The organism is Agrobacterium tumefaciens (genome assembly GCA_025560025.1).
In the GTDB taxonomy this organism is placed as follows: Bacteria; Pseudomonadota; Alphaproteobacteria; order Rhizobiales; family Rhizobiaceae; genus Agrobacterium.
On the sequence record CP048487.1, the window covers coordinates 338,543 to 365,075 of the forward strand.

Below are 26,533 nucleotides of genomic sequence, written 5' to 3' on the forward strand. Positions count from 1 at the left end.
GACGATTGACGGGAATCCGAACAATGTATGACGAACTGTATCTCTATATCGATGGAACATGGATCGACGGCGGCGGACGCCATCAGGAAGCCGTTCTCGACCCGGCCACCAACCGTACGTTAGGCCACCTGCCACGTGCCACGACGGACGATCTGGACCGGGCGGTGGAGGCCGCGCATCGTGCTTTTCTCGCCTGGCGGGATGTCTCCCCTCTCGAACGCAGCAATGTGCTGCGCCGGGCCGCAACGCTGCTTCGCGAACGCAACGCGGAAATCGACAGGCAGATCACGCTCGATCAGGGCAAACCGCTCGCGGAGGCGATCGGGGAAGTGAATGCCGCTGCCGATTCTCTCGCCTGGCACGCGGAAGAAGGACGGCGCGTTTACGGCCGCATCGTGCCCGCCCGCAATCCGTTCGTGCGGCAAACCATTCTGCGTCAGCCAGTCGGCGTCTGCGCGGCTTTCACACCGTGGAATTTTCCGATCATGCAGGCCGTCCAGAAGGTGGCTGCGGCGCTGACGACCGGCTGCACCGTCGTGCTCAAGGGGCCGGAGGACTCTCCTTCCGGCGTGGTCGCGCTCGCACGCGCATTGCATGATGCTGGTCTTCCCCATGGCTGCCTCAATCTTGTCTGGGGCGTACCGGGCAAAGTGTCGGAATATCTCGTGCCGCATCCGCTGGTCAGGAAAATCTCCTTCACCGGCTCCGTTGCAGTCGGCAAACAGCTTGCATCCCTTGCTGGCCTGCACATGAAGCGCAGCACGATGGAACTGGGCGGGCATGCACCCGTGCTGATCTTCGATGACTGCAATCTGGAGCATGCGGTTGCCCTGCTGGCCGACAGAAAGATCCGTAATGCCGGGCAGGCCTGCGGCGCACCGACACGCTTTTATGTGCAGGACAAGGTCTTCGAACAGTTTTCCGAGCTTTTCACCCGCCGCCTGCAGGCAATCAGGGTTGGTGCCGGAACCGTGCCGGAAACCGAAATGGGGCCTCTCTGCCACGGGCGCAGGCTCGATGCCATGAAGGCTTTCGTGGCCGATGCGAAATCATCCGGCGCGGACATTCTTCTGGGTGGTGAACAGAGCGGCAAGGAAGGCAATTTCTTCCAGCCCACCGTTATCGCCAACCCATCGGCTTCCTCGCGCATCATGACGGAAGAGCCTTTTGGCCCTGTCGCCACCCTCCTGCCGTTTAACACCTTCGATGAGGTGATCGAACGGGCGAACTCGCTTCCCTATGGCCTGTCTTCCTTCGTGTTCACCGGATCGGCGGATATTGCGCAGGAAGCGGGCCGCCAGCTGGAAGCGGGCGCGGTCAACATCAATCACATCGGCGTCGGCCTGCCGGAAATCCCCTTCGGCGGTGTCAAGGACAGCGGCTATGGCAGCGAAGGCGGGCAGGAATCCCTCGATGGATATCTGACCACCAAGGTGCTGACGCAACTGGCCGTATCGGACCACCTCCGGCGCTGATCGGCGCGACCAGAGCAATTTTCCAGAAGAGAAGGAGCAATCCTGGTGTCACACAACGTTGAACATCTGCATGATATCCTCGGTGAAGACATCGTCGACAAGGTTCATGCCAAAACCCTGAGTATCGATGTGCATATCGATGTGCGGGACGGGTTCAATACACCCGATAACGATGCAAGCGGTGAAACTGCGGGACAGTTCGATCTGCCGAAATTCCTGCGCGGCGGCCTCAAGGTCGCGGTACTGGCTACAGCGGCCGATCCGTCACCCAATACGGAAGAAGGCCGCAAGCGCGCAAGACAGCAGGTCGAGACCAAATACGATGCCATCCGCAGACTGGTGGAAGCCCATCCCGACAAGATCGCATTCGCGAAAAGCACCAAGGATATTCAGGCAATCGTCGAAAGCGGCAGGCAGGCGATTCTGTTGAGCTTCCTGAATGCCGTAGCTCTTGGCGAAGACGTTTCCGCCATCGCACAATTGCATGAAAGAGGCGTCCGCCTGCTCGGTCTGGCGCATATCGGCAATAACAGCTTTGCTGATTCCTCGCGTCCCAATGCGGCTTTTGGCGATGCGTCCTCACCGGCAGGCGGCTTAACCCCGCTTGGCAGACAGGCAATCGCCGAGCTTAATCGCCTTGGAATCGTCATCGATGTCAGCCAGTTGACGCCTGAGGGCGTTGCCCAATCCATCGCCTTGAGCAAGACGCCGGTTATCGCCTCGCATTCCGCCATTCGCGCCCGCGTGGATTCGCCCCGCAATCTCAACAATGCCGAGCTGCACGCCATCGCCAGATCGGGCGGCGTTGTCCATATCGTCGCCTTCGCGGCCTATATTCGCGACCGGGACGGCAGTCACGAAGCTTTCGTCAAGGAGGTATTCGAGCCGTTCGGCCTGAAACAGGGCATCGATGAACCGCGTGAGGTGCTTTCGGCAGAAGATTTTGAGCGTTTCCAGGTGGGCTATCGCAAGTTCTCCGCCAAGAGACTGCAATTTGCCAGCCTTGTCGATTATCTCGACGCCGTCGATTACGCTGTCCGGCTGATCGGCATCGAGCATGTCGGCATAGGTTCGGATTTCAACAATGGCGGCGGCGTTTTGGGTTATGCCCATGTCGGTGAAGCACGCAACCTCACGCGTGAACTGCTGCGTCGCGGTTACGATGAAGCATCGATAGCGAAGCTCTGGGGCGGAAATTTCCTGCGTGTCCTGGAACAGGCAGAGAAATACACCACGGCAAACTCCTGAAATCAAGAACCTTTGGAAAGGAAACACCACATGACAAACACTCTCCTCTCCGGCAGCCAGGGCCTTTCCTGGCTAGAACTGCAGTCGATCACACCGGAACCTGCTGTGCAGGAGATTTTCGTGCGGACAAAGGAACGCTTCGGCCATATCCGTAACGCGCAGCGCATCGTGGCACACCGGTCGGCGCTCGCACTGGCCCAGGACCGGCTGAGCCGGGCAGTTCAAAATGCACCGGACAGCGGCATCACTCCCTTCGAACGAGAACTGATAGCCCTCGTGGTCAGCGTCGAGAACAGATGCGAACCCTGCGTCTTCGCTCACGCCGCCATTCTGCGAGAGATTTCTCAGGATCCCGCCCTTGTCGGCAAAATCGAAGTGAACTATCGCCATGTTGATCTGACGGAGCGCCAGCGAGCTCTTGCGAACTACGCCGTCAAGGTAAGCCTTTCTCCATCATTGATAGAGGAATCGGATATCGGGAAACTCAGGGACGCGGGTCTGGGCGAGTACGAAATTCTCGATGCAGCGGCGATCATCGCCTACTTCAACTTCAGCAACAGGCTGAACAGCGCACTCGGCATCAAGCCGAATGACGAAGCCTACGAAGCCAACAGAACCTTTTCGAAAGAATAAGTCTGTACTGCGCTGTCATCATCGCGCGCTTTACGTCGCGATCGCATCTGCTTGTGGAATATCAACGGGATCGGCTTCCCTCAACGGTTCCGCCGATCTCCTCAATCCCTGCCACGCACCCTTGAAATGCACTTTGAGGAGATCGGCCGCACGTTCGGCGTCATGCTTCTCCACCGCATCGACGATTTCCGTGTGTTCCAGTGCCACTTTTTTCCAATCTTCCGAGTTGTGCTCGCGCATGCCGCGGAAGCGAGTGCTGTAGAGCCGTGCATTCAGATTGTCGTGGAGCTCGATCAACGTGGGATTACGGGATATTCTGACCAGCGTGGAGTGAAACTCCTGATTGGTATGGAAATAGGTGATCTGGTCGTTGTTCTCCACGGCCTTGATCATCTTCGCCACCAAGGCCCGGAGCCGGGCGACGTCTTCCTTAACGGCGTTTAGCGCCGCAAGTTCACCGCCGAGCATATCCAGGCGGGAATAAACGGTCAGCATCTGGGACGCCTCGTCCGCTCCCAGTTTGGCCACCACCACACCGCGATTAGGCACCATGTCGACAAGACCCAACGCCGCCAGCGTCTTGAATGCTTCCCGAACCGGCGTCATCGAGACATTCAGTTCCTCGGCTATCGACTGGATAGTGAGCTTCTGGCCGGGCTTGAAAACTTCTTCGCCAATCCTGTCGCGGACATAGTCAACAATTTGTTCCGCCAAGGTCTGACGGGTGACGCCCGCCCTTTCCGTTCGCTTACGCATACTGTTCCTTATCTGCTTCGCGCTGATTCGATTACCATCGCCAATGAAATTTGCTTTTTTATATTCTATCAGATCGCGCAAGAACTTTCGCTATTCCGGGCCGGATTATGGAAGCCTATCACCTATGCTACAGGTCGAGCCCCGCAATCTCGCTCAGCGATATCGGGAAAACCGGCGGTCGAAGCCGATAGTAGCCTGTAACGTCCATGCTTGCATTCAAGTGGTCGGCGATGCTCTCGCTGACGGCAAGTCCGCATTGCCGCCCCTGGCATGGTCCCATGCCGCATCTCAGAAAGGCCTTCAACTGGTTCGGCCCACGGACGGGTAGCTGGGAAAGCGTATCGCGCAACTGATCGGCTGTGATTTCCTCACAGCGGCACAGGATTGTCGCGCCATCACCCTGACGCTGCCGCGGCGTTGGGAGATAGAGCCGATCGAGCAAAGCTCGACCTCTCCTGGCAGCGTGTCGCCCTCGGCGATGTGGGCGGCCGAGTTGGTCGCGGGTTTTGCTGTCAATACAGCCCAGCCTATGGCAAGCTTCGAGAGCCGCCAATGCACCGGCATGCCGTGCGGATTTCGCCCCGGCGACCGCGGCCCCGTCTCCGACGACGGATATAGCTTCCAGGTTGCTGACACCCCAGGCATCGAGCGCCGGTTCGAAAACGGCACGCTTACTGCTCCACGCATGGCGCACACCCGCTGCAGCGGCAAGTTGGATATCCGGCACGAGACCCTGATGCAGGAACAGGTAGTCAAAGTCCGTCTCGAAACTCCGATTGCCCCTGCGATATCGCAAAACGCGGCGTTCATTCTCCGCCTTGATGGAGAGCAGTTCGGCAGCACGGACTACCGGGACGGCGCAATGGACTCGGGCGATTAGAGAAAGTCCCTTTCCGGCGAATTGCGACAGGAGGAAGCCAGGCAGGAGCATCAGAGCGCGCAGCAGGTTTCCTCGCGCTGTCGTGTCGACAACCAGCGCCGGCGGATGACCAGCAGCAATGTACTGGCTTGCGACAAGCCAGAGCAGTGGGCCGCATCCGGCCAACACGACACGCCCGTCGGCAACGACGCCGTGGCCCTTGAGCAGTATCTGGGCTGCGCCAACGGTCATGACTCCTGGCAGGGTCCATCCGCTGACAGGCATAGGCCGTTCCATGGCGCCAGTCGCAAGAATGACGTGACGACAGGAAACCATGCGGCTTTCACCTGCGGCCGAAAGACCGATCTGCGGAGTGCCGTCGAGGAACCAGACGGTGGCGTTCGGCAGATAGTCGCACGGAGTTTCACGAAACTCGGCGGCGAGCCCGGCTCCCTTTTCGTAGTCAGATCCGAGCAGCCGCGCCCTGTTTTTCGGCACGGTGGCCACACCCCGGTAGATTTGCCCGCCTTCTTCGCGCGACCGGTCGGCGACCAGTACGGAAAGGCCATGCCCTGCTGCCATAATCGCGGCACTCATGCCAGCCGGTCCTGCGCCGATGATAACAAGATCATACCGCGCCTCGATCGCCCCCACGGCATCCAATCGGCGGATACCTGTTCCTGCCGTCATGGCGCGGTCTCCGTAGCGATAGTGACGATGCCACGAACATCCACGCCCTCCCGTACCGGCGTCATGCAGGCTTGCACCGGCGCATCCCCGTTCACGCTGATCAGACAGTCGAAGCAGACGCCCATCATGCAATAAGGTCCGCGGGGCGTCCCGGATACGGGCGTCTTCCTGAAGACGTTGCGCCCGGCAGTCAGGAGCGCCGCGGCAATGCTATCGGTTGCCCGCGCGGAGATGCTTTCGCCCTCGAAGCTGAACGTGACCTCCGGCGCCTCGGTTTCGTCCAGACGTTTGAACATTTCCCCACCCTTTCAATGGCTGGTTATATGCGATGTGTTTCCCACGGTGAAACGCGCAGGCGAAAAAGGTGCAAGCACATCCGGAATCTCATCGTCCAGGATGGCCTTCGGCAGATATTCGCAATGAACCGGGGCGAGCGTAACGCCGCTATGCACGGTCGCAAGCCATGCTCCCGGATGCGTAGGCGAGCGAGCATAGAGCGGCAGGCCATCCGGCGACATGATCCTGAGTGCTCCCCAACTCCGGACAAGGCTGGCGTGGCCGAGTGATGGAAAGACCCTGAGCGCGCGGTTCGCCAGCACGGACATGGAGGCCGTCAGCACACTATCATCGAAGCCGACCTCTTCCATCGTGTCCCCGATCAGACAGGTTCCTTCCGGCATCTGTCGCATGATGTTCGAGACATACGGCATGAAGGGTGCAAGCCTGTTGGTAACGAGAATCTGACCCCTTACCGGCCGTACCGGCGCCTCCAGCCCCACTTGCGGCGCAAGTTCGCGATTGCCGAGTCCCGCGGCCAGCAGAACGCGCGCCGCGCCGATTTTCCCCTCATCCGTCGAGATCGAATAACCGAAGCCGTCGCCGGCGATGTTGCGCACCTTCCCGCCTGCGATCAAGGTCGCCCCACTCTTGGCGAGCACGCTTTGAAGCGCGCGCAAAAGATTGAGCGGATTGGCGCCACCATCGTGAGGACAATAGACCGCCCCGGCGATTTCACCACCAATCCAGGGGAGAAGCCCCGCGACTCCACCACGGTTCAGCATCTCGAACTTGAAAAGTTCCTCCGTCTGCTCCGCGAGACGCGTCATTGCGCTTCGCTTCGCTTCGAATTCCTCCTGAGTCAGACAAAAGCCAAGACCACCCGGTCTTGAGAAACCGGTGTCGATGCCGGTCTCCTCGAAAAGAAAGCGGGAGAAATCCGCCCATCCATCCGATGCACGTCGCGTCAAGCGGGCATAGGCCGGGAAGTCGAGCCCCTTTCCCTGTACCCAGACCATTCCGAAATTACCCCTCGATGCTCGGAAGGCCCGGTCCGCCTCATCAAGAATGGCCACGCGCGCGCCGAGCCTCACAAGCCCCAAGGCCACCGAGCAGCCAACGATGCCGCCGCCTACAATAGCCACGTCGAAGCTCGCACCGCCATCGGAAGGAAGAGGAAGAGCTACCATCGCGCGTTATCGCGGCCGATAGTGTTTCGGGCGCAGACCCGAGTGGAACCAATGCACAAGACTGACGCTGTCATAGACGGGAATGTTAAAACGATCGGAAATCGCCGCAGAAAATGGTGTCATGTTGGTGCATTCGCAAACGATCGCGCCAATATCGGGGTATTGCTTTAGGAAACCCGCCGTCGCATCGAGAATTTCCCGTTCCCACACCTCGTAGGGAACCGACGGATCGCCGTCGCGGATTGAGCGGCAAAATTCCGAAGCCGGCGGCATGCCGTAGACCGGTGTGCCCGGATCGACGCCGACGGCCTCAAGGTAGGCACTGGTCAGGTTGTCGCTGGAATAGGTGAGAATCCCTACCCGTTTACCCTTGGGAAGAAGGCGTTCCATAAGCGGAGCCTGGAGAAGGGCGCTGGTCGCGACCGGAACGGAGCAGGCTTCCGCCAGTTCTCTCTGGTAATAGGAAAGAAAGCCGCAAGTGGTGGTGATCCCGTCCACTCCGCCATCGATCAGTTCCTGGGCGGCCTTCTTGAAAGGCTCCAGCAAATCGCAATTCTGGAGGTTGCCCATCATTGAGGGCAAGGCTCCACGCACAATCTTGTACTGCACCGGAAAGGGCCAGGTTTCGGCATTGCCTATGTCGCCGACAAACCGTCGGAAATAGGTCTCCACCATCAATATTCCGATGGTGACGCCATAGAACGATTTCTTTCCCTTTGGAGGACTGCCTCCTGGCTCTCCCGCCATCTCCACACTCCAACTAATTGACAATAAATAAATTAAGTGCAGTTTATATATTATATAGAAATTATAGTCAAAGATCGAAAGCGGGATGGAAGAGGCGAATCGTGAAAAAAATAGGCTTGATCGGGGCAGGCAGGATCGCCCGTGAACTGCTCGCCTCCATGAACACCGATGACCGAGATGAATGGCAGGTCGTGATTGCCCTCGCACGCGAGCCAGGGCAAAGGGATGGTTTCGATTGTCCGATAACGAATGACATCGAAGTTCTGCTCGCGCAACATCTGGATCTAGTCATCGAAACAGGCGGGCCGGCGGCGCTGGTGCAACACGGAGAAGCCGTGATTGCGGTTTCAGATCTCTGGTCCGTCAGCGCAGCCGCGCTCGCCGACGAAGCGTTTCGCAAGAGATTGGAGGATGCGGGCAGAAGAAGCGGTCATCGTCTCCGGCTTGTCAGCGGAGCAATCGGCGGGCTGGACGGTCTTGCCGCAATGGCGGTTCATCCGGAAAGTCGCATTCATTTCACGGCAGGTGTCGCCGGCAATTCGCCGCCACCGGACTGGCTGTTTTCTGGGACAGTTCGCGAAGCCGCCTTGCGCTTCCATGGGATAAATGTTCTTGCCGCCGCTGCTTTGGCATCAAGCGGTCTGGATGCCGCTACCGTCGATTACGCGTCGCTGCCACAAGGCGCCTCGCGCCGCTTCGAACTGGAGGCGAGCGGGCCGCGTGGCCGCTTGCGCATCATTGCCGAACCTGCTCCCGTCCCAGTGCGAGGCACGCCGCTCGTCGCAGCCTCCATTCTCGCGGCGCTGAGAAAGGAAGGCGCGACGATACAGGTTGGCTAGCACCACCGCGCTCGAGAGCAGGTACCATTATCTCCAAACCCATTTAGCATTCAGGATGAACAATGTTGCCCGGCAGTAAGGTAATCCAAATTGCAAGGAACTGATATGACGCTCGTGAGATACGACAAGAATCATCGGCGTAGTCGCGCCATTGTCCACGACAAGACCGTTTATTTTGCCGGTCAGGTTGCAGATGATTTCAAGGCGGACATTGCTACACAGACAGCGCAAGCGCTGGCAAAAATCGACAAACTTCTTGCCGATGTGGGAGGCGATCGCAAGAACGTTGTCGCGGCAACCATCTGGCTACGTGACATCGCGGATTTCGATGCAATGAACGCCATCTGGGACGAGTGGGTGGATTCTGAAAATCCGCCAACACGTTGCTGCGGCCAAGTGATCATGGCCGACCCCGACCTCAGGGTGGAAATCATTCCTATTACAGCCCTAGATTGAAAATTACTCTTGCAGACGTCGCTAAAACATTAAGTGATCAATTGCCATAGCAAAGACGGCACATTGATGATCGGTGGAAGCTGGGAAAAGGTCGGATTTGATCTGAGTGGGGTAGCGAGGGAATCTCTGCAGTATTGTACGCTCTCACGCAGCAACCGCGCGAGCGTGACGGCGTCTCGCCTATCGTTCTTGATCCGGTCACCTGGCTTCTTCGGCATCATTGACGGAGCGATCACATCGCAAGAAGCGCCGAGTTGTCGAAGTTGCCGGTAGATCCCGTACCCGCATCCGCCAGCCTCATAGCAAAAGTGGAGTTCGACTTCGGGGAGGTGGAGCCTGTCAAAGAGGCGTCGGATAGATTCGGCTGTATTTGGGATGGTGCCGTAAAAGCGTACCTCGCCGTTGCGGGTCGCATCGGCAATAGCGACCGCGACTGTTTCCTTATGAAGAGGCCAATGAACTTCATCTGCGTCATCGTCACTCTCCTGGTTGGTGATACGGACAGCGCCTATGCTATCCACCAACCTCCAAAACAGGGAGGGAATGACGATCATTGGGTCTAAGCGAGTTTGTCCCCTGTGGCGGGCATAACGTCGAGTTAGAGCGGTTTTCGACCTTTCTGAATCGTTATGGGATTCCAGATTGAACTAAGCCGCTATCGCGGCGAATGGCGCTGACTTTAATCGGAGCTGCCGCTTATCTTTCGATGTTCGCAGTCGCCCGCCCACCGCTGCCAGCCCTCTACGGCACGCCGATCATCCTCGTCCTCGCCATTCTAGCGGACCAGATGCCTTTCGCCTCGCGGGCGGGCATTTCCTCGATGATGCAGCTCGGCCGGGTGCCAGAGGAAGCGGGCCAGGTCGCCGGCGCCGGCTGGTTCCGCCGCATGCGCTCCATCGTCCTGCCGATCCAGCGCAGCGCGCTCGTTTCGGCGATACTCTTACCATTTATTTCCGGGATCAAGGGACTCAGCCTCGTCGTCGTCCTTGCCGTTCCCGGCACGGACCTCCTCACGACCTACGCAATCCGCCTTGTCGACTACGGCTACAGCCAGGCTGCCAACGCCGTGGTCGTGATGCTCTGCGTCGTCGCCTTCACCGGCACGATGCTCGTCCAGAAGATCGGCAAGGCCAACCTCTCAGACGGCATGGGAAGCAAATAATGTCCAACATCACCTTGGAAAACATCCGCAAGAGCTATGGTCGCAATGGCCCGGCCGCCATCGGCAACCTCAGCATGGAAATCGGTGCCTCGGAATTCCTCTGCCTGCTCGGCCCGTCCGGGTGCGGCAAGACGACGACGCTGCGCATGATCGCCGGGCTCGAACACCCGACCGACGGCCGCATCCTCGTTGATGGCAAGCCGATCGTTTCCGTCGCGGACGGCGTCTTCACCGTGCCGGAGAAGCGCAATATGGGCCTGGTCTTCCAGAACTACGCGCTCTGCCGCACATGACGATCTGCGACAACGTCGCCTTCGGACTGACGTTGCGCAAGACGTCGGCCGCCGAGCGCGACGCCAAGCTGAGGCTCGAAATGCGCGCCGAACTGAAGCGCATCCATGCCGAAGCAGGCTCGACCATCGTCTTCGTCACCCACGATCAGTGGGGGGCAATGACGCTCGCCACCATCATCGCCGTGATGAGCGAGGGCGAGTTGCAGCAGGTCGGCACGCCCGACGACATCTACGAACGTCCCGCCAACCGCTTCGTTGCGGAATCCGTCGGTAGCCTTCCCATCAACATCATCGAGCGGGCCGAGGGCCAGTCCGGCCCGTTGCATGACTGGCTCGATCGTCCGATCGTGCATTTCGGCGTCGATGGCGCCATCGTCGCCTCTGCCGGCATCCGGCCGGAAGCCGTGCGGCTGGGGCAGATTTCCGACGAGGAAGCCGCCCGGCATGCGGCGGAGCAAGGCACCATCATCGACATCGTCCCGACAGGCGGCAGCTGGATCGTCGAGCTCGACGTCAAGGGCAACCGCTTCTTCGCCATCGCAACCGAGAACCCACGCATCGGCGCGGGCGAACGCAGCCATTTCTGGATCGAAAGGCAGCATCTGCACCTCTTCGACCGGGAGAAGAAACGCATCGCTCTTTGACGGGCATGCGCAACCAGAGGCAATGAAGGAAAACATGCCTAAGACATCGATCTGCATGCTGACGGGCGTTTCCGTTCTGGCAATCGGCCTTGCAAGCGCGTCGGCGCAAGAAGCCAAGGAAATCGGCATTCCGGACAGCGAATATTCGCTGGAGGCGCTGATCGAGGCGGCCAAGAAGGAAAGTCCGATCACCGTCATCGACGCCACCGGCAAGATCGTCTCGATGGCCGAGAACTTCTCGAAGAAATACGGGCTTCAAGCCGCCGGCGTGAAGATGAGCGGCCAGGACCAGGAGCAGGTCATCGCCCGTGAAGCTGCGGCCGGCAACGTGCGCACCGACGTCTTCAACATGAGCAACCTGCCATCGGTCACGAGCCAGATACTGCCGCAGGGCTTCGGCATCTCCTGGCTTGCACCCGATCTCAAGGACAAGATCCCGGCCGAATACCAGAGCCCGGCGATCACCAGCAACAATCCCTGGGTCTTCGCCTACAACACGGATGTCAACGGCGAGACCTGTCCCGTCGACAATCTCTGGGCGCTCACGACCGAGGAGTGGAAGGGCCGCGTCGCCATACCCGACCCACTGCTGCGCAACGAGACCATGTTCTGGTTCAACCAGCTTGCGGTGCACGGGGATGCGGCAATGCGCGAGGCCTACAAGGCGCAGTTCGGCGAGGAGCTGAAGACGGACGAGGCGAGCGCCACGGCCGAATGGGTCAAGCGCCTTGCCCAGAACAAGCCGAAGGTCACCAAGAGCGACAGCGACGCTGGACCGATCGTCGGCGCGAAGGAGGAGAAGCCACCGATCGGCTTCCTCAGTGCGGCCATCTTCCGCGACGCGAAGAAGGACGGCTATGGCATGGGCATCTGCAAGGAGATGAAGCCCTGGATCGGCCAGCTGACCCCGCGCCGCGAAGCGTGGGGCGACAACCAAAATGGTCATCTGTATAAGCTCTTGATTGGGTTCGAACCGACTACCCAGTTATTTGGCTACGGCGCCATTTAGAAATTAAACCACAGTCTGATAGAGGGAGTATAAGGCAAGCGTCACCAGATGAACAAGCCGTCGTCTGCAAAAGGCCGATGGGTGTCACTGGACGAAATTGAGCCTCTCAAGGCCATCGGCAAGGATCTCGAGTCCGCGGATCGTGCGAACCGTGGGATCCATGAACTGAACCTTCATCTCGACAATCCGCCCCTGCCGCGCGGCATCCATGACACTCGCAACCGGGTCGGTCTTGAGGAAGTCGAGCTTTACTGCAAGAGCATCGCTTTCGAAACGCCGGCGCGACATGTCACCCGCGACGATCAAGGTCGGATTTGCCTTGGCGATCGCTTCCCAGCCAACGGCCGGCCATTCCTCGTTGCTGTCGACCACGTTCCGAATGCCGAGCTCCGACATGAGATAGGCCGGAACACCACCTTCCCCCACCACGTAAGGATCCGCATTGAGCTTGGCGCTGGAATACCACAAAACCGCGGACACATCCCCCTTCAATGCCGAAATCCGCGCCTTCGCTGCCTGCTCGCGGGCTTTCATCGCGGAGATCACCTCAGCACCTCGAGCGGAAACGTTGAAGATGCGAGCAACTTCCTCGATTTCCTGGTAGATCAGATCCATCGAGAACTTCGGCGGTTCGGTCCGCTCCGCCTTCTTGCCTTTCAAGTGGCAATCAGCCGGCGCCGTATAGACCGGAATCCCCAACTCCTCGAACTGTTCGACCGTGGCGACCACGCCCTCCGGACCGATCTGCCATTGGAGTGGCTATAAAATCCGGTTTCGTTGCCAGGATGCCTTCGAAACTCGGATCGAGTTCGGCAATGCGCGGAACGCGGGCATCCACCTCCTCGAAGCCCTCGAGTACCGGGCCGATCCAGAGCGCCGAACCGACAACCTTGTCCCCGAGGCCAAGCAGATAGAAAACCTCCGCAGAGTTCTGGCCGTCGGCAACGGCCCGCGACGGCGTCTTGCCAAATGTCAGGGTTCGGCCGTGCTCATGCATGGAAACCACGGTGCCGACGTCAAGGTTGGCATGGTCCATCACGCTGAACGGTCCGAATGCGGGATCGGCGTTTCGTCCGAGGATTGCCCCCGGCCGGATGCGCCTGATCTTGAATGGGCCTTGCGCGAAAGAACTCGATTCCGAGGAGCGTAGGATCTGGAGCATAGTCTTCCCTTTTGGTTGCCGCGTTATCGGGCGATGTCGTCCGGCAGGCCCAGCCGGCCAAGAGGCAATGCCTGGCCGTATTTGACGAGCGCTTCACGGACGGCATCACCCTCAGCGCGCTTGCTCTCGGCGCCGGGCGTTTCTGTCAGGGTCGGGGCAACGCCGACGGCTCTGATTCCCTTCGATCCAAGCTCGACTGCAAGGCTCTTCGTCAGCCCGGGCGACCGCGTGCTTGGAGCCGACGTAGTGAGCCGGATTGGCACCGTTGCTGGCGTTGTAGGCTGCGGTGGAGACGATGTTCACGATAACGCCGCGATTGGGCCTCATGCGGAGTGCCGCCTCCCGCGCGCCGAAGAATGTGCCGCGAAGGTTGAGATCGATCACACGCTCCCACTCGACATCCGTGATGTCGAGCAGCGAACACGAAGGATAGATCCCGGCATTGTTGACCCAGATATCCAGACTTCCGGTTTCATTGACCGCTTTGTCCGCAAGTTCCGTAACGGAGGCATGATCGTTGACGTCCAGCTTCGCGCTGACATGCTTGCCGCCGAATGATGCAAATTCTTCTACGGTCTCCTTTGCCTTCGCTTCGTCAAGATCGCCGATGATGAGGTTCGCGCCGGCCTCGGCCAGCCTCTTGCTGATGGCTTTGCCAATGCCCGCAGCACCTCCCGTCACCACGGCGGTACGGCCGCGAAGGGAAATAAGGTCGCTAATGGATTTGGTAGAAACATCGATATAAGTCATATGCTCCTCCTTGAGCGTAATTGGTAACTGGGCTGTAGCCTTGGGCGGCGTCGCGGACGTTACCGGGTACGGCGCGGCGCGCATTCAAGCGTCTCGCCAGCCGCACCGGCCACGATCGAACTGGCCGCTTCGGATCAACGTATCAGGCTTTTTTGGTTTTGGCGGCCAGCCGGGCCGTCTCCGCGTCATCGCGCCAACCGGCCGTGGCACCGCCGTCGACAACGAAATTCTGGCCTGTCACCCAACTTGCCTCGTCAGAGGCCAGGTATAGAGCGGTATAGGCGATGTCTTCGGCACGTCCGGGACGGCGGATCAGCGCATTGCCGACCTGCCAGGCTTTGCCTTCCGGATCGACGGCCTTGTCGGTGGCCGGGGTGCTGATGAAACCCGGAGAGATGCTGTTAGCCCGCACGCCATGGCTTGCACCTTCGGCCGCCAGCGCACGGGTCATCGAGATGACACCACCCTTGGCCGTTGCGTGCGCGACTTGCGCAAGCGGCTCGATTCCTCGCAGGGCCGAGTAGGAGCCAATATTGATCAGTGACCCGCCACCATCCAGCAGATGGGGCCAGGCAGCCTTTGTCGTGTGGAAAACCAGGTGCAGTTCGACATTGATGACATGGTTCCAGAGATCGAACGTCATGTCGGTGAACGGAGCAAAACCGAAGCCGGAGGCGTTGTTGTAGAGAACATCGACTCCGCCCATGCGCTCCGCACCCTTCTGCACCCACGCTGTCGCCTGTTCGGCATTGGTCAGGTCGACTGTCTCGGCCCATACGTCATAGCCTTCGTCGCGAAGCTGCTTCGCAACAGCCTCGGCCGTGCCTTCCTTGAGGTCGCAGCCGACGACGGTCGCCCCTTCCGCGGCGAACAGCCTCAGCGCCGTTTCACCTTGTCCACCGCCGGTCCCGGTGATGAGAACGCGCTTGCCCTGCAGCCGCCCTTGTTTTTCCTTCGACATTTGTCTTCCCTTCGTCCTTTTGATGAGTTTGTGAGTGGAGCCGAGGTACGGACTTGGCCGTCCCCGGCTATGGAGAGGCCTGCTCAGGCCTTGGCCGCGACGAAGCTGCTGATCAGATTGCCGTAGAAGGGCAGGTTCTCGCCCATGACCTGTGCAAGCTGCTCGCCAGTGGGTTTGCGCCAGTCAGCCTGGATTTCCGCACCGACAGCGACCCAGGTGATCGGCTGGACGCCGGCCTGAACCATGCGAGCGATGGCGACCTCCTGAACCAGCTTGTTCCATGTGCCGGATGCATCGATCACGGCATAGACGTCATATCCATCCTTGATGGCGGACAGGGCGACGAAGGCGACGCATACTTCGGTCGAGACGCCGGCCACGATCAGCTTCTTGCGGCCGGTCTTCTTCACTGCATCGACGAAGGCGGCATTGTCCCACGCATTGATTTCACCGGGTCGCTGGACCACCGTGGCGTCGGGAAGCGTCTGCGTGATCACGGGAAGCACCGGTCCGTTGGGACCGTCGGCGGCGCTCGTGGTGACGACGGTCGGCAGACCGAAGGCCTTGGCGAATTTCACGAGACCGGTCACGGCGGCGAGATATTCCGGGACGCTCTGATCCTGGATACCATTCGATAATCCGGTCTGATGATCGACCAGCAGAAGTGCCGCATTATCGGCAGTCAGTCTATCGTAGCTCATTTCAGTTCTCCTTGGGTTGACTTGAAGGCGAGTAATTGGCCGGAACAAACCGGCCGGTCTGCGAACTCAGTTCGAGGCCGCGGATACGAGTTCAGGCACGAGGCGATCGAGCATCTGCTTCGGGAAAGGGGGCTTCAGATCGCCCAATTCGTCGAAAGCTTCGTGTGCGGTGCCGACGGACACCATGGTCGGCAGCACGCGAGCGCCGAGCTGCAACTCGAGCGTATTGCGAAGCGACATCAGGCCGCGATAGCCGCCGAAGCCGCCCGGCGAGGCGCTGCCCAACGCGAACACCGGTTTTCCGAACGCGGCACCGATCCCGCCATGCTCACCGACGCGCGATACCCATGCCAGGACGTTGAGGAGCAGTGGCGAAACGTTGGCATTGAGTTCCGGGCTGGCGATGAAGATGCCGCCGTGACTGCGGAACTTTTCATGCAGCCGATGTGCGGCCTCCGGAACGCCGTCGCGGGCTTCCAGATCGCCGTCGTAGATCGGGAGAGCGTAATCGGCGAGATCGATCGCTTCAACCAGTCCGCCCCGTGCCTCGATCCGCTTTGTAACGAGATGGGCGAGCTTCCTGTTGAAGGATTGACTGCGGGTCGATGCCGCGAGGGTCAGGATCTTGGGCTGTGTCATATTTTCCTCATATTGGAGTGAACGGTCCATAATTGATAAATTGCAAAGGGCCTCAATCGAAGTGTGCCATCAGCAGATCGAGGGCGTCATTCAGGCGGGTCCGGTCGCCACCGGCCCGGACCATGACCTGGAAGCCGGGAAAGGCGACGACGAGGAGATGGGCCATCTTGCGAGCATCGACGCTGCCTCTGATCGAGCCTTCGCCCTGACCCCGTTCGATGGTGCGGGCGAGCGCATCCTCTATCAGTTTGAAATCCGTTTCGACGCGATGGCGGACAACGGCATCGTGGGGAGCAAGCTCCACGGCCTGATTGGTGCTCATGCAGCCATTGGAGAACTCGAACTTGGCGGCGTCTTCGATGATCTGGCGAAAGAAGCTCTCGATCGCCTGCCGCGCGGAGCCATTGTTCAGCAACGCATCCATCTGGTGCGCGCGCTCTTCGCGATAGGCGTCGTATGCCGCGAGGAAGAACTCGCGTTTGTCGCCGAAGCTCCCGTACAGGCTGCTTTTGCTCAGGCCCGTCGCTTGCAGGATATCGGTCAGGCTCGTCGCCTCATACCCCTTGTTCCAGAACAGCTCCATCGCTCTGTTCAGCACGTTGTGTCTATCGAATTCCTGCGGTCGAGCCATCTGGCTTACTCACTCCGTTTCGGACCATTCAGTTCATAATTTGACTTAGTCATTATGAACCGAAAAGTCCAGAACAATTTTGAAATTGGCTTCTTGCGCTTGACGGTCTCAGTTTCACGGTTCAACCAGCCATCCCGTTGGCTCCGTAACACGCTTGCTGCGCAGACCTTGGAAGAGCTCAGTGCTCACCAGTAGCACCGAGTTCCATACCTTCTCACGAATAATATGCCGCAATTCTGTTGCCGCCCATCTCATGAACCGAGAAATCGAAGTCGTAGATCCGCTTCAGTTCCTCCGGGCGGATAATCTCCGCTGGAGGCCCTTGCAGTAAAACTTTGCCGTCGCGCATTGCGATGATGTAATCGGAATAGCAGGATGCGAAATTGATGTCGTGGAGCACAATCACCGCGGTCTTGGCAAAATCGGTCGCGGCGCGTCGCACGAGCTTCATCATCGACACGGCATGACGGATGTCGAGATTGTTGAGGGGTTCATCGAACAGCATGTAGTCCGTGTCCTGGCAGATGATCATGGCTACAAAAGCGCGCTGTCGTTGACCTCCTGACAACTCGTCGAGGAACCTGTCCCCGAGATCCTCAAGACCGAGATAGGACAGCGCGCGAGTGATATGAGCGCCGTCTTCGATGGTCAGTCGACCTTTGCTGTAGGGATAGCGACCGAAGGAAACGAGATCGCGGACCGTCAATCGCGCCGTCATGTGATTGTCCTGGCGCAGGATCGACAGTCGCTTTGCCAGGACTTCGCCCGACGTATTGCTGATGTCCAGGCCATCGACCTGGATCGCGCCGGAGTCCGCAGGTATCAATCTGGCGATCATCGAAAGGAATGTTGATTTGCCGGCGCCGTTCGGTCCGATTATCGAGGTGACACCCCCTCTTGGCAGCGTCAGCGACACACCTTTAACGACAGTTGTTTCACCGTATGACTTCGTTACATCCCTGATTTCAATCATCGGACAGAGCCTCTCATGACAAACAGAATGAAGAAAAGGCCGCCCGTGAATTCAATGACGATCGATAGCGCCGTATCGAAGGCGAGCAGTCGCTCAAGGATCGTCTGGCCGCCGACGAGGCAGATGACCGCAATCAGCACGGCTGCCGGCAGGAGGTAGCGGTGCTTGCCCGACGGGACGATCAAATAGGCGAGATTGGCAACGAGCAGACCGAAAAACGTCACCGGCCCGACAAGAGCCGTCGACACCGAGACGAGAACGGCGACAAGCCCAAGGATCGTCCTCGTCACGCGCTGATGGTCGACACCCAGCGCGATCGCCGTTTCCCGTCCGAGCGACATGACGTCAAAGGTGTGAAACATTCGACTGGCAGCGAAGGAAGCAAGGCTAATCAGAAGTGCGGAAACGCCGAGCAGATTGCCGTCGACAACATTAAAGCTTGCGAACAGCCGATCCTGCAGCACCACGAAGTCGTTCGGATCGATGATCCGCTGCAGGAATCCCGATAAGCTGCGGAACAGGACGCCAAAAATGATGCCGATCAGCATCATCAGGTGAAGTCCACGCACCGAACCGGAAAAGAGGAATCGATAAAGGAACAGCGAGAAACCAACCATGACCGCGACGTCGATGACGAACATCAGTCTTGAATCGATGGATGATACCGTTGCTGCTCCCAGCATGAACACAAGCATGCTCTGGAGTAGAACGTAGAGCGCGTCAAAGCCCATGATAGATGGCGTCAGGATACGGTTGTTGGTGATCGTCTGAAACAGTACCGTTGAGACGGCGATGGCGTAGGCCACGAGAACCAGCGTGGCTAACTTTGTGCCGCGAAACTGCAGGATGAAATACCAGTCGCCTCTCGCGCCCAGCGTCATGAATGCGGCGATTGCCACGAGCGTCAAACAGGAGAGCAGGAAAAGGGCGATGAAGGTCTGGCGGCGGGCGGCGTCATGCTGCACGGGAGCGTCTTCCAAGAAGCAGGTAGAGGAAGAAGAGACCACCAACGACGCCGAGCACCGAGCCGACGGGGATCTCGAACGGTGCATTGACTACACGGCCAACGATATCGCACACGAGCACGAGCACAGCCCCGCACAGCGCGATCCAGGGAAGCGTACGACGCAAGCTGTCGCCCGCGATCATACTCACGACATTCGGCACGATCAATCCAACGAAAGGCACGATCCCGGCCGTTACGACGACAGAGGCCGTGACCAGGGAAACGATGACGAGACCGAGAGTGACGACACGGCGGTAGTTGAGGCCAAGATTGGCCGAGAATTCCTCTCCCATACCTGCGAGCGTGAAACGATCGGCGGCGATATAGGCGACGACCGTCAGCGCGAAGGCGACCCAGAGGATCTCGTAGCGCCCGCGCAATACAGCGGAAAAATCACCGCTGGTCCACGCACCCATAGTCTGCATCATGTCGAAACGGTAGGCGAAGAAGGCAGTGACGGCACTGATCACGCCACCGAGCATGATGCCGACAAGCGGCACCATCAGAACAGATCGCAAGGGGATCTGTCGGAGGATCGCCAGAAACAATGCCGTTCCGAACAGCGCGAAGACTGCTGCAACCAGCATCTTCGCAATAACCGGAAGGTCGGGCGCAATCAGGAGCACGGCAAGCATGCCGAGGGATGCCGATTCCACCGTGCCGGCGGTAGAGGGTTCGACGAATTTGTTGCGGGCAAGCATCTGCATGATGGTTCCAGCAACCGCCATGCCGGCGCCTGCCAGTATGAGTGCGATCGTGCGCGGCAGGCGGCTTGCGGCAAGGATCATGAGTGTCCGGTCATCCGTCTGGCCGGACAGAACAGCCAGAGGCGATATACTGCTGACGCCGACGAATAGGCTGATGACCGCAAACAGAAGGGTCACTAAAATGACGGACACTAGGTGTTTCACGGTTGTTCCAGCTTCAAATGCAGAAGCAACCGCGGGGCTATGCGGTTGCTGGAATGGCGTCGGGCGCACGGCGATTTACGTCTTGTCGAAGGCTTCCGTCAGTTGGTTCACAGTGCTTTGCATCGAGGTCAAGCCACCGCCCACCAGATACCAGGCTGCCGCGTCCAGATAGACCACCTGATTTGCCTTCCACGCGGTCGTCTGGACCACGATCTCGTTGTCGAGAAGCTTACTTGCAGCATCACCTTCCCGACCGATAGCGGCATCGCGGTCGATCACGAAAATCCAGTCAGGGTTCGTCTCAAGAATGTATTCAAACGAGGTCGGCTGACCATGCATGCCTACTTTGATGTTCTCATCAGCAACCTTTACTCCGTAGTCGGAAAACAGAGAACCGAAACGTGAGCCGACACCGAATGTACTCATCTTTCCGCCAGTCGTCAGGATGAGCATCCCCTTGCCTGCGTGAGCTGCCTTCTCCTTCAGTGCTGCTGTTGATGCGTCGAATTTTTTCAGCAGGGTCTCTGCCTCCCCCTGCTTGCCGAAGATTGTCGCCAGGGTACGAATGTTTTTCTTTGAACTGTCTATGAAGTGCTTCGAATCCGTCGTTAGGTCGATCGTCGGCGCGATTTTCAACAAATCGGCATATTTGGCCGAGGAACGGCCTGCAACGATAATCAGATCAGGTTTCTCGGCATTAATGGCCTCGTAGTCAGGCTCGAAGAGTGTTCCAATTTTCGCAACATCGCTGGCCTCGTATTGAGAAAGGTAGGCCGGTTTACGCCCGCCGGGCACTCCGGCAACCTCGACACCAAGCGCAGTCAGCGTATCGAGGCTCGCCAGATCAAATACAAAGACCTTTTTGGGTACGGCAGACAGCGAGATTTCGCCCTTCGTATGCTGAATTGTGACGTCCGCTTGAGCTGTGCTGGCCAGTGCAATTGCACTCAGAAAAAGGCCGGTTATGGCTGCGACAAAACGTAAGAGATTGCCTGATCGTTTCATGTCAAGAACTCCGGGGGCAAGGCTCAGAATGCCTGCCAAAAGTGGGCTATGGTCTACTTATTGTGAGGTCTTCTGGTGGGTCAACACCGCTGACTTCGAAGCCTTCTAATTTCTCGATTCTGTCAAACATGGATGGCGGATAATTACCCGTCAAACTGCAGGCGCGATGCAAAGCGGGCCGAACAAGCGCTCGTTTTCTGCCCGCTCCGCTGCTTCGACAGGATTTCGCGAAACCACAAAATTCATCATCATACCATGATCCTCATGCTCGAGCTTGTGACAATGCAGGAGATATCGTCCTTCATACTGGTCGAAGGCGACGAGAACCTCGATCGACTCCTGTGCCCACATAAGAACGGTGTCTTTCCATCCGGTTTCCCACGGCATGATTTGGCCGCGACCGCCCTCTCGCGATTGGATCTGAAAATGTCCGCCGTGGACATGGATAGGATGAGGCGCTCCGCCCGAGCTTTCGAAGCGCCATCGCTCGACCTTCCCGAACGGCACGACGAAATCGGTTAGCGCCATATTATATTCCCGGCCGTTGATGCGTTGATCGTTCTCAAAACGAAAAACGCGATCAGGTGGCCCGGAATGGTGTAGACGGTTTATCCGCGAGAGCTGCGTGGGTGGCTGCCAAGGATCTTTTGCGGCCTCTACCACGTCTATTTGCAGAAGCCGCCAACGTGAGGCCTCACAATCGATTCCGATTGTTCGACCAGGAAGGATGTTGCGAAGATCCAGCAGAATATCCACACGTTCTGCCGGACCGATCTCTATTACATCCACCGCGGTCGCCTGCTCCAGCAGCCCACCATCGTTGCCGATCAGGATCAGAGGTGCCTGAGAATGCAAGCGAAACACACGGGCGTTGGCAGCGTTCAAGATTCGCAGACGGTAGAACTGATTTCCCATACGTGCGCTTGGCCATGACACGCCGTTTATGACCGGGAAATCGCCTTCGGCGCCAGCGAGCACATTCGGATAGAACAAGCTGCCATTTTGGTCGATCTGCGCATCCCGAATAGCAAGCAGAAGTTCGCGGTCGCCTTTCGGAAGACGCAATGCCTCCTCTTCGTCATCTTCAACGACAAAGAATCCTGCCAGTCCTCCCCAGGCCTGCGCGCCGGTGCTTTCATGCGGATGCGGATGATACCAGTTCAACGCCGCCCGCTGGATCACCGGAAAAGTGATCCGCTTTTCGACGCCGGGCCCTAATATATCGGCCGGATGGCCGTCAACATCTGACGGCAGAACGAGACCATGCCAATGTACTGTCGTGGGCACATCCAGATCATTTCTAATCGTCTTTTCGAACGTTTCTCCGCGGCGGATGCGAATGCTCGGCCCCGGACTGGAACCGTTATAACCAAAAACTGGATGTCTTTGTCCGGAAACGAACTCGTGATCAAGGGGCGAAGGAATGAGATATTCATCCTGCCCGGCGGTCACCATCACCTTTAAAAGCGGCCGCTCCGCCGGCTCAGGCAAAGACGAGGGGGCGGAGGAACGCGCACCATAGAGATAATATCCTCCTCCCATGGAAAAGGCTCCCGCACCTAAAAAACTTAGTGTTTGCCGCCGAGAAAAACTGCGCATTCCCACCTGTTCCCGATTTTTGATTGCGCTAGCGGCAATGATAATTATAAGTTGAGTATTGGACACAAGTTATGTGTTGAAGATGACGGGGTCAACGACCGTCACTTAGAGAAGCTCCAATTTACGAAAATTGATAAGTCCCCATCCAGATGGAAGAAGTGTGACTAAGAACATGGGAGACATGAAAGCGGTAAAAAGACCGCATGGCGGGCTTATCCATCTTAACCGGGTCAAGCTGCTATTCATCCTTGATACGTTGCTAAGAGAGGGGAGTGTAGGTGCGGCCGCCAAAAGCATGGGAGTTCAGATTTCTGCGATGAGCCGCATGTTATCGGAGCTGCGAGAGCACTACGGCGATGCGATATTCGACCGTACTGGTCGAGGTATGCGACCGACGGAGTTTGCGGAATCGTTACGCCTGAGGGTCCGTGGACTGGCTGAGGAAGCCGAGGATCTTCTTCTCCGTCGGATATCTCAGGAGGAAGCCGTCAGTGCCACCAAACAGGCGGGTCGAGAGTGGCTGCAGCAAGCCGTAATATCTGCCCCTCCTCTCGCCGTTACACATGGCGAGCGGCTTGAAGCGACGCCGTCTCCGCGCGGTACGGCCCGTCGATTGGCAACGATTGGTCACAATGCGGAACCGCACCGGCGTCTGGCGAAGTACATCGCTACCACAGCCCCTGGACCTGGCCGAAGCCGACCACTTGGAATAAAAGAAGCGGAGGATGCGCTTGGAATAATTTTGCGAGGTGAGGCCGATCCGATACAGATTGGCGCGCTTCTCATGACGATGCAGTATAGAGGCCTCACGGCTTCGGAGCTTGCGGGTTTTGTTCGAGCCATTCGCCACCAAATAGTCATCCGTGTTCCCGGACGCCTTCAGCCCCACCTGGACTGGCCAGCCTATCTCTCCCCGAAATGGCGAGAGCCGCTATGGTTCATGCATTCCGTTCGTCTCGTTGCGATGGCAGGATATCGGGTTGTGATCCATGGAAACTTTGGAAGCGGTAGCGAGGGCGGCAAACTGGAAGCCGCAGCCAGAGATGCAGGTATTTCTGTTTGCCTGACGTCGAAGGATGCAGTTGAAGCATTCACTGAAGGTAACCTTGCCTATGTGCCACTGGGTGCTCTGGCCTACCAGGTTCAGGCGCAACTTGCTCTCTACCCTTTACTCGAAATGCGCACGCCACTTCATAGTGCTGTACACCTGATGAACCCGCTGAATGCAAAAACGACGCTGGTTGGAGCTGCCGACAATGCCAGTCGTGATCTTTATCGGCAAGTGGCGCACCTCCTGGACATGGAAAGGGTGTCGGTTATCGGTTCGACCCGCGATTTCGCACAGGTTCCGCCGGGGCGGGCGACGCAAATTTTCCGCCTCGTCCACGGGCGTGATGTTGATGTCCGTATTGAGGCGCGTCGAACGACCAGATCTGGCTCCGCCAAACTGCTGACACAAAGGGAATATTGGGCGGCAGTTTGGTCAGGTGGCGCTCGAGATCAGGAAGCGGAGGACTGCATTCTTCACACCGCGGCGGTCGCCCTTATGAGCTTGTCCGACGATCCCCACTCCAGCTTCATCGACGCTCTCGAACAGGCTAGGTCGCTCTGGGTTCGGCGCACCGGCTGACACGGCTTGTGTTGCGACGAATTCGCCAGCTGAGCAAAAGGAATTGCACCGTACCGGCAAGACGGAAACGGTGCAACGAGCGACTGGAGCGGACTGAACTCGTCTCTATGAGAGCCGTCAGAACTTGCTTGTCAACGAGACAAAATAGGTCCGGCCATTTTCCTTATAGTTCGATGAGCTCTCGGGCTGGGAGTCGAAGATATTGTTGACGCCAGCCTTCATCGTGAAATTGTCATTGATGTCATATTTTGTGGAAAAGTTGACGTTGGAATAGGGCTTGACGTTCTGTGCGGTCAAGGTTTCCGTTACCTCCACATAGTCAACCTGTTTGCCATACCAGTCCAACGACGCGGTAAAGCTAAGATTTTCGCGTGCCTGCCACGTCATCTCCGTATGGATCGCGTATTCAGGATCCGCCGACAGGGGCATTCCTGTTTCCAGGTTCTTTGACTCCAGCAGGTACGTGAAAGCGTTCGTCCACGTCCAGTCAGGATGGATCGGTATTGTCAGGCTGCCCTCTATCCCTTGAGAGCGGGCACGGTCTACGTTGATCTGCTGAACGTATTTCGTGCCGTCACCGAGGATGAGAGAAGCAACCCGCGCGGACGTGATCTTGTTCTTGACGTCGTTGAAGAAGTAGGTGGCGCTCGCCTGCCAGGCACCGTCGTCATAATAGAAGCCGGCCTCGAAACTGTTGCTCGTTTCTGGTTCAAGATCGGGGTTGCCGACCATTTCGCATGGCCCACCGACCGCTCCACAACCGCGGCCGCGGGAGGTCGTAACCCAGTTGGGATCGAGTTGCCTCAGATTGGGAGCCTTGAACGCTTGCGCCCAGCCCGTCTTGAAGGTCAAGGCATCTGTCAGGTCATAAGTAAAGTAAGTTCTCGGACTGAAATGCGAACCAAACTGCTCGTGATAGTCGTAGCGCAGCCCGGCGGTCATCCGGAAGGCCTCGGTAAACTCGATTTCGTCCTCGGCGAAGAGTGCACCGGTGAAAACACTTGCGAGTGCTTCCCCGCTTGAACCGGTCAACGAGTTCTCCTTGCCAAGATTGACCGGATCATCAAGCTCTTCATACCGGAACTCTCCACCGACAATCACGTTATGCGTCCAGAAATAATCGAACGGTGTCAGCGCGAGCTTGCTGTCGAATGTATAGTTACGTGACGTAATCTCTTCGCTCGACACGCGATTGTTATTTGTGGCCTGTTCAAAAAAGCCAGTCGTTGTCGATGTGCCAATGTCCCACTCCCCGACATGACGAAGAGAGGCCGTCGTTCGCTCGATTTCGGTTTTACTGGTGTCGGTCACACCTTCTGCAAGATAAGGCTTGTAGCGTTCTCGACCATGGCCGAGTTCCAGATCGAATGTTTGGTCGGCAGAAGGCGTGAAGGTGAGACGTCCAGTCAGGTCGAAGTTATCGCTCCCATCCGGCACGGCGATGTCGTCGGCTGCTGCGCCATTATCAGAGTTCTTCTTGCTGATGTTTCCAAAGGCCGTAAAGCCCAGCACGTCATCGATGATCGGACCGCTGATATAGCCATTCAGTCGCCGTGTCTTACCGGTAGCGCTGCTGTCGGGAAGAAGGAACTCCGTCGTCAACGATCCTGTCCAATGATCGCTGCCTTTTTTCGTGATAATATTGATGACACCCCCAAGCGCATCAGAACCATAGAGCGTTGACATTGGACCCCGAACGACTTCAATCCTCTCGATCGCTTCGATCGGCACCCAATCGAGATCACCATTGTAGTGGCGCAGCGTGGTGGCGCTGGCGTTGACGCGCTTGCCATCGATCAAGATCAGTGTGTACCCATCCCCTAGACCGCGCATGCTGATCCCCCGCGTGCCGCCGCTACTGAAGCCGACATTAACCCCGGGCACTGTACGAATTGCTTCCGAGATGTCAGCGATTGCTTTCTTCTTTAATTGATCTTCACTGATTACGGAGACGCTCGCGGGCGCGCGCTTTATGTCCTGCTCATAACCACCTGCCGTAATGACGATCGTTTCAAGCACGGTCGAGGTATCGTCCGCCGTTCGATCCTGAGCAAAGAGTGTCGAATGAATCGGGGTGCACGACAAGAATGTTAGAATCGTCAATCGTCGCGAGAGTCTGAACCACTTTAAATTTGGCCGTCCGGCGACGCCGCCGTATCCGGTTGCAAAGTAGTTCGATCGCCCCATTTTCATAACCGTAATCCCCGATAACTTGACTGTAATTGTCGAGTTATCGGACCGGGAAAGAGCACGTCAACGACGATGTTTTTGAACCATTCCAAGTTAAT

The 26,533-nt window shown here is 58.0% G+C and carries 25 protein-coding genes and 3 pseudogenes; 9 read left to right on the forward strand and 19 right to left on the reverse strand.

What is annotated here, in order from left to right:
- The first annotated feature begins 23 nt into the window (after window positions 1-23).
- From FY152_25280 to FY152_25290, 3 genes are read left to right on the forward strand one after another with little or no spacing between them, the layout of a single operon-like run.
- Window positions 24-1,475, forward strand: coding sequence for an NAD-dependent succinate-semialdehyde dehydrogenase (locus tag FY152_25280; GenBank protein ID UXS35442.1), 1,452 nt, complete (start codon window positions 24-26; stop codon window positions 1,473-1,475).
- A 45-nt stretch (window positions 1,476-1,520) separates the two neighbouring features.
- Complete coding sequence (locus tag FY152_25285; GenBank protein UXS35443.1) at window positions 1,521-2,723, forward strand: membrane dipeptidase; 1,203 nt, start codon at window positions 1,521-1,523, stop codon at window positions 2,721-2,723.
- Between the two features lie 30 nt (window positions 2,724-2,753).
- Window positions 2,754-3,356 (forward strand): peroxidase-related enzyme, encoded by a 603-nt coding sequence (locus tag FY152_25290; GenBank protein ID UXS35444.1) that lies wholly within the window; start codon window positions 2,754-2,756, stop codon window positions 3,354-3,356.
- 30 nt (window positions 3,357-3,386) lie between these two features.
- Here FY152_25290 and FY152_25295 read toward each other — a convergent pair whose 3' ends face one another.
- The 5 genes from FY152_25295 to FY152_25315 are packed head-to-tail and all read right to left on the reverse strand — an operon-like array spanning window position 3,387 to window position 7,874.
- Window positions 3,387-4,193 (reverse strand): GntR family transcriptional regulator, encoded by an 807-nt coding sequence (locus FY152_25295; GenBank protein ID UXS35445.1) that lies wholly within the window; start codon window positions 4,191-4,193, stop codon window positions 3,387-3,389.
- Between the two features lie 46 nt (window positions 4,194-4,239).
- Window positions 4,240-5,661, reverse strand: coding sequence for an FAD-dependent oxidoreductase (locus tag FY152_25300; GenBank protein ID UXS35446.1), 1,422 nt, complete (start codon window positions 5,659-5,661; stop codon window positions 4,240-4,242).
- Window positions 5,658-5,957, reverse strand: a complete 300-nt coding sequence (locus tag FY152_25305) for a (2Fe-2S)-binding protein (protein ID UXS35447.1) — start codon at window positions 5,955-5,957, stop codon at window positions 5,658-5,660. The genes FY152_25300 and FY152_25305 overlap by 4 nt, the downstream gene beginning before the upstream one ends.
- A gap of 12 nt (window positions 5,958-5,969) precedes the next feature.
- On the reverse strand, window positions 5,970-7,127 hold the full coding sequence (locus FY152_25310; GenBank protein ID UXS35448.1) for an FAD-binding oxidoreductase: 1,158 nt from the start codon (window positions 7,125-7,127) through the stop codon (window positions 5,970-5,972).
- Between the two features lie 6 nt (window positions 7,128-7,133).
- Window positions 7,134-7,874, reverse strand: a complete 741-nt coding sequence (locus tag FY152_25315) for an aspartate/glutamate racemase family protein (GenBank protein UXS35449.1) — start codon at window positions 7,872-7,874, stop codon at window positions 7,134-7,136.
- A 101-nt stretch (window positions 7,875-7,975) separates the two neighbouring features.
- On the opposite strand from FY152_25315, the gene FY152_25320 reads away from it, so the two are divergent.
- Window positions 7,976-8,713, forward strand: coding sequence for a DUF108 domain-containing protein (locus tag FY152_25320; GenBank protein UXS35450.1), 738 nt, complete (start codon window positions 7,976-7,978; stop codon window positions 8,711-8,713).
- Between the two features lie 105 nt (window positions 8,714-8,818).
- Complete coding sequence (locus FY152_25325) at window positions 8,819-9,169, forward strand: RidA family protein (GenBank protein ID UXS35451.1); 351 nt, start codon at window positions 8,819-8,821, stop codon at window positions 9,167-9,169.
- Between the two features lie 29 nt (window positions 9,170-9,198).
- Here the strand turns inward: FY152_25325 and FY152_25330 are convergent, their stop codons facing one another.
- The gene (locus FY152_25330) at window positions 9,199-9,723 is read right to left on the reverse strand and encodes an IS110 family transposase (GenBank protein ID UXS35452.1); all 525 of its coding nucleotides are present in this window, start codon (window positions 9,721-9,723) and stop codon (window positions 9,199-9,201) included.
- A gap of 134 nt (window positions 9,724-9,857) precedes the next feature.
- On the opposite strand from FY152_25330, the pseudogene FY152_25335 reads away from it, so the two are divergent.
- The 3 genes and pseudogenes from FY152_25335 to FY152_25345 all read left to right on the forward strand — a co-directional run bounded on the left by FY152_25335 (window position 9,858) and on the right by FY152_25345 (window position 12,277).
- Window positions 9,858-10,331: pseudogene (locus FY152_25335) on the forward strand (iron ABC transporter permease).
- Window positions 10,331-11,268: pseudogene (locus FY152_25340) on the forward strand (ABC transporter ATP-binding protein). The pseudogenes FY152_25335 and FY152_25340 overlap by 1 nt, the downstream one beginning before the upstream one ends.
- A gap of 22 nt (window positions 11,269-11,290) precedes the next feature.
- Window positions 11,291-12,277 (forward strand): ABC transporter substrate-binding protein, encoded by a 987-nt coding sequence (locus tag FY152_25345; protein UXS35453.1) that lies wholly within the window; start codon window positions 11,291-11,293, stop codon window positions 12,275-12,277.
- A gap of 84 nt (window positions 12,278-12,361) precedes the next feature.
- Here FY152_25345 and FY152_25350 read toward each other — a convergent pair whose 3' ends face one another.
- The 12 genes and pseudogenes from FY152_25350 to FY152_25405 form a co-directional block, all read right to left on the reverse strand.
- Entirely contained in the window at window positions 12,362-13,006 is a 645-nt protein-coding gene (locus FY152_25350; GenBank protein UXS35454.1) for an ABC transporter substrate-binding protein, read from the reverse strand.
- Window positions 12,945-13,439: a hypothetical protein gene (locus FY152_25355; GenBank protein UXS35178.1), complete on the reverse strand. Its 495-nt coding sequence runs from the start codon at window positions 13,437-13,439 to the stop codon at window positions 12,945-12,947. The genes FY152_25350 and FY152_25355 overlap by 62 nt, the downstream gene beginning before the upstream one ends.
- Before the next feature lie 23 nt (window positions 13,440-13,462).
- A pseudogene (locus tag FY152_25360) lies at window positions 13,463-14,189 on the reverse strand (SDR family oxidoreductase).
- Window positions 14,190-14,331: 142 nt separating this feature from the next.
- A complete protein-coding gene (locus tag FY152_25365) occupies window positions 14,332-15,150 on the reverse strand; it encodes an SDR family oxidoreductase (protein UXS35455.1) in 819 nt (272 codons plus the stop codon).
- A gap of 83 nt (window positions 15,151-15,233) precedes the next feature.
- Entirely contained in the window at window positions 15,234-15,851 is a 618-nt protein-coding gene (locus FY152_25370; GenBank protein ID UXS35456.1) for an isochorismatase family protein, read from the reverse strand.
- A 66-nt stretch (window positions 15,852-15,917) separates the two neighbouring features.
- Window positions 15,918-16,490, reverse strand: coding sequence for an NAD(P)H-dependent oxidoreductase (locus tag FY152_25375; GenBank protein ID UXS35457.1), 573 nt, complete (start codon window positions 16,488-16,490; stop codon window positions 15,918-15,920).
- A 52-nt stretch (window positions 16,491-16,542) separates the two neighbouring features.
- Window positions 16,543-17,121 (reverse strand): TetR/AcrR family transcriptional regulator, encoded by a 579-nt coding sequence (locus FY152_25380; GenBank protein UXS35458.1) that lies wholly within the window; start codon window positions 17,119-17,121, stop codon window positions 16,543-16,545.
- 214 nt (window positions 17,122-17,335) lie between these two features.
- Window positions 17,336-18,094, reverse strand: coding sequence for an ABC transporter ATP-binding protein (locus FY152_25385; GenBank protein ID UXS35459.1), 759 nt, complete (start codon window positions 18,092-18,094; stop codon window positions 17,336-17,338).
- Window positions 18,091-19,146: an iron chelate uptake ABC transporter family permease subunit gene (locus FY152_25390; protein UXS35460.1), complete on the reverse strand. Its 1,056-nt coding sequence runs from the start codon at window positions 19,144-19,146 to the stop codon at window positions 18,091-18,093. Before FY152_25390 ends, FY152_25385 begins: the two co-directional genes overlap by 4 nt.
- Complete coding sequence (locus FY152_25395) at window positions 19,049-20,011, reverse strand: iron chelate uptake ABC transporter family permease subunit (GenBank protein ID UXS35461.1); 963 nt, start codon at window positions 20,009-20,011, stop codon at window positions 19,049-19,051. Before FY152_25395 ends, FY152_25390 begins: the two co-directional genes overlap by 98 nt.
- 75 nt (window positions 20,012-20,086) lie before the next feature.
- Complete coding sequence (locus tag FY152_25400; GenBank protein ID UXS35462.1) at window positions 20,087-21,016, reverse strand: siderophore ABC transporter substrate-binding protein; 930 nt, start codon at window positions 21,014-21,016, stop codon at window positions 20,087-20,089.
- 150 nt (window positions 21,017-21,166) lie between these two features.
- Entirely contained in the window at window positions 21,167-22,615 is a 1,449-nt protein-coding gene (locus FY152_25405) for a multicopper oxidase domain-containing protein (GenBank protein ID UXS35463.1), read from the reverse strand.
- A 172-nt stretch (window positions 22,616-22,787) separates the two neighbouring features.
- On the opposite strand from FY152_25405, the gene FY152_25410 reads away from it, so the two are divergent.
- Window positions 22,788-24,245, forward strand: coding sequence for a glycosyl transferase family protein (locus FY152_25410; GenBank protein UXS35518.1), 1,458 nt, complete (start codon window positions 22,788-22,790; stop codon window positions 24,243-24,245).
- Between the two features lie 117 nt (window positions 24,246-24,362).
- Here the strand turns inward: FY152_25410 and FY152_25415 are convergent, their stop codons facing one another.
- Entirely contained in the window at window positions 24,363-26,438 is a 2,076-nt protein-coding gene (locus FY152_25415) for a TonB-dependent receptor (GenBank protein UXS35464.1), read from the reverse strand.
- Between the last annotated feature and the right edge of the window lie 95 nt (window positions 26,439-26,533).